This window comes from Lysobacter enzymogenes (assembly GCF_017168095.1).
GTDB classification, from domain to species: Bacteria; Pseudomonadota; Gammaproteobacteria; order Xanthomonadales; family Xanthomonadaceae; genus Lysobacter; species Lysobacter enzymogenes_D.
This window is the reverse complement of sequence record NZ_LXSD01000611.1, coordinates 1-326: the sequence shown is the minus strand read 5'-3', so window position 1 is coordinate 326 and position 326 is coordinate 1. Positions and strand designations below refer to the sequence as shown.

Sequence of the window (326 nt, the reverse complement as noted above, 5' to 3'; positions counted from 1 at the left end):
GCGGCGCGCGCGCCCAGCGCAGCGCCGGCCCCGGCGCGGCGCTGCCGCCGCCGCAGCGTGCGTTCTTCGAGCGCGCGTTCGGCCAGGACTTCTCCAACGTGCGCCTGCATACCGATCCCAACGCCGGCGCCTATACGCAAGCGCTTGGCGCCAAGGCGGTGACCAGCCGCGAGGACATCGCCTTCGCGCCCGGCCGCTACGCGCCCGGTTCGCTGCCGGGCCGCACGCTGCTCGCGCACGAACTCGCGCACGTGGTGCAACAGCGCCAGGGCGGTTCGGCCGACGCCAGCGAAGCGCGCGCCGGCGCGGCCGCGAGCCGCGTCGCC

The 326-nt window shown here is 77.3% G+C and carries 1 protein-coding gene; it reads left to right on the top strand.

Annotation, left to right across the window (positions count from 1 at the left end):
• A partial coding sequence (locus A7A76_RS23585) for a DUF4157 domain-containing protein (protein ID WP_206413597.1) occupies positions 1–326 on the top strand: 326 nt, incomplete at both ends.